Here is a 2,857-nt window from a genome sequence, read left to right as displayed (position 1 = left end):
GCTTGTTGCGAGCAGCTCCGCGGCTAACAACCTTCGGCGCTGCGCGCCGACAGTACACCACCGCGTTTTTACACACTCTGGGCCAAAAGCAGTCACTGGGAATAGACTTGCTCAGCGCGTTTCGAGTAGTGTCTGAAGCGAATTCGTTCGCGCATCTGCGAAGCTATCGTGGCTCTCCACCCATGGTGCATAACTCCTTATAAGGTCATCCGACCGCTGCAACACCCGAACAAGAAGGGGAAAGCAAAGAGGACAAGGAATGTTATCCACCAAACCCGTGAAAGCGTTATCACACCATTTGGTGTCTATTTAATAGTTAGACAATGGCATTCCGCTTAATTAGGTTTCGCACCGCGTACATTCGCAACATCGCTCCACTGCTCTCGGGTTTACAGCGGTTCAAGATTTGCGTTTACTGAACGTCCGCCGCCACTATCGGGGCACGTTGAAATTGCAGTTTGTCAGCCACATCGAAACATCAAATTTATTGCGTTTTGCCAGGTTTATCGCGCAACGCGCTACAAGCAGGAAAGTGGTGCTTTAAATTATGCGTACATCCGAGCGTCTAACAACTGGTTCAAATCGCTCGCTGCGCTCGCTGGGACGGGCTAAAGCCCGCCCCTTAACCAAACGTTAGGCCACACATAGAAACCGTGGGTCATCCACACAACCCCTATCTCACAAGGAATATCTAATGGATATAAGTGAACTCTTAAATAAAATTCATCCGAAAGATAATGAAGGAAATCAAACTAACGCCAATAAAGGCTCGGCTGGCACAAACCTGCAATATGACCAAGCGCAAGGGAATCGTGGAAAACAACTTAATCCAAACCAAAATAAAGCAAGTCCAGACGCCGACGACATGGATGAGGGTGATGTTTTTTGGCACGACAGCAGTGATTAATTAACCAGTGAAAGCCTAAATAAATGTTAGGACGCAAATGGGACGGAAATCGGGGTCAGATTAAGGTTTCCCATTAATCTTCTTCTGACCCCAAATACTCGTAGACCTGAGACAATCGAAAAAAGCGGGAAGAAGCGGACTTGATCGTACTTTCCTTACCATGTTGATAAACTCATCATGTTGATTATGAAGACGGTGATGAAGAATATGGCAGCACAACATCGCGTTGCTCGGCGGTCCCTCCCGACAGGCCCCGTGACAGCGGCGTATGAACGCAAGGTGGATGCGGAGGAGGTGCGACGAGATGACGCGCAAGTCGCTCTGGCGGCAAAACTCGATGCCCTGCACGAGTCTCTTACCTCGCTCCCACCAGTACCCCTGCGCACCGACAGACCGACAGAGAGCAGCTCTAAAAGCAGCAGTCCGCTGTTACTGTTACTGACGCGATCCTTGGCATCCGCTCAGTCCTTTCTTCGAAAGAAATTCCATTTGTGGTCTTTTGGTCCACCACCGCGAGGCATGTACATTCATGGACCGGTCGGGGTCGGCAAGAGCTTTCTAATGGATCTCTTTTACGCGTCGGTTAATGTTCCTGATGATTCTTGCTGTAATAATGACAGCCACAGCTTCAAACACGTCAAAATTACCAAACGCCGTGTCCACGTTCATGAATTCATGCTAGACGTCCATCATCGAATCTTTGTCTACAAACAGAAGCACCCACGAGATGATGCGATACCCATCATTGCGCAGCAATTGGCACAGGAAGCCCAACTCCTCTGTTTCGATGAATTTCAAGTAACAGACGTTGCCGATGCCATGATTTTGAAACGACTTTTTTTATTATTATTAGATTGGAATGTCGTGGTGGTGGCCACCTCGAATCGCTCCCCCGATGCCTTGTATGAGGGAGGCATTAACCGATCCCTCTTTTTGCCATTCATGGACATGTTAAAACACACGTTCGACATTATCTCCATGGAGGATTCCGCCAAGGATTATCGACTCGAAACTCGAGCTGATGGTCAATCCTATTTTTGGTCAAACAAGGATGTTCACGGCGATAATAATAGTGATAACAACATGCAGGCGCAGTTGAAAGAAATATTTGGTGGCACTGCATCCGAAACTGAGGCCGAGGCCATTCACGTACCCTTCGGTCGCACCGTCCAGGTCGCCCGATTGAATGACCGGTGCGCCTGGTTTGACTTTTCCGAGTTATGCTACCAACCACTCGGCGCGGCCGATTATATTTCCCTCTGCGACCGATTTCAGGTCCTCATCATGGACCGGGTGCCGCAATTAGACGCCAATCACCTCGACGAAGCGCGACGATTCGTGACCCTCATTGACGTGTGTTATGAATCTCGCACCCGCTTGGTGCTAGCGGCAAAAGTCCCGCTCGATGAATTATTTGTCGAGTTTGAAGCGCAAGTTGAAAGCAGTGATGGAAATGAAGAGTTGTTTGTCAGTGAGAAGGGGGGGAACTCGAGTTCCTTTGCGACGACCATGATTCGCACCAAAGAGGGTGAACAATTTGAGTGGTCGGCGACGGGTCGAAGTGGCGTGTCACTGGCACAATTATCGGCCGCCAATGATCTCGCCTTTTCCTTTCGACGAGCCGCGTCTCGGTTGGTAGAAATGGGTGGAAAGGAATGGGGACGGCAATGACGAAAGCTCTTTACCTTGCAAACCATTGAACCTATGGCAGATTTTTACCTAGGGAACACACGGAACGTAATTGGGGTCAGATGAAGGTTTTCGCCTAAATGTTCATCTGCCCCCAATTTTCCCGCATTGGTGCGTTCATCATGTGAATAGCCCCTGTTTCTGTAGACACCTGATGACCGCTATTGGCCCAGAGTGTGTGAAAACGCCTTCGCAAACCCTTGCTATGATTTCTGAGGATTTCATCGAAAGGATCGCCCATGAAGCGTTTCATCCGAGGTG

At 49.3% G+C, this 2,857-nt stretch carries 2 protein-coding genes; both read left to right on the top strand.

Annotated features, from left to right (window positions below; all coding sequences use genetic code 11):
• Positions 1-694 precede the first annotated feature (694 nt).
• On the top strand, positions 695-907 hold the full coding sequence (locus BMY98_RS26450; protein ID WP_074893740.1) for a hypothetical protein: 213 nt from the start codon (positions 695-697) through the stop codon (positions 905-907).
• 177 nt (positions 908-1,084) lie between these two features.
• Positions 1,085-2,578, top strand: a complete 1,494-nt coding sequence (gene zapE, locus BMY98_RS26445; protein ID WP_074893739.1) for a cell division protein ZapE — start codon at positions 1,085-1,087, stop codon at positions 2,576-2,578.
• Positions 2,579-2,857 lie beyond the last annotated feature (279 nt).

It is taken from the genome of Pseudomonas graminis (assembly GCF_900111735.1).
Classification (GTDB): domain Bacteria; phylum Pseudomonadota; class Gammaproteobacteria; order Pseudomonadales; family Pseudomonadaceae; genus Aquipseudomonas; species Aquipseudomonas graminis.
This window is presented reverse-complemented; position numbering and strand designations above follow the sequence as displayed.

What these genes read in the sequence shown, in the direction of transcription:
- BMY98_RS26450 (WP_074893740.1), top strand. Translation starts at nt 695, where the DNA reads ATGGATATAAGTGAACTCTTAAATAAAATTCATCCGAAAGATAATGAA.
- zapE (WP_074893739.1), top strand. Translation starts at nt 1,085, where the DNA reads ATGTTGATTATGAAGACGGTGATGAAGAATATGGCAGCACAACATCGC.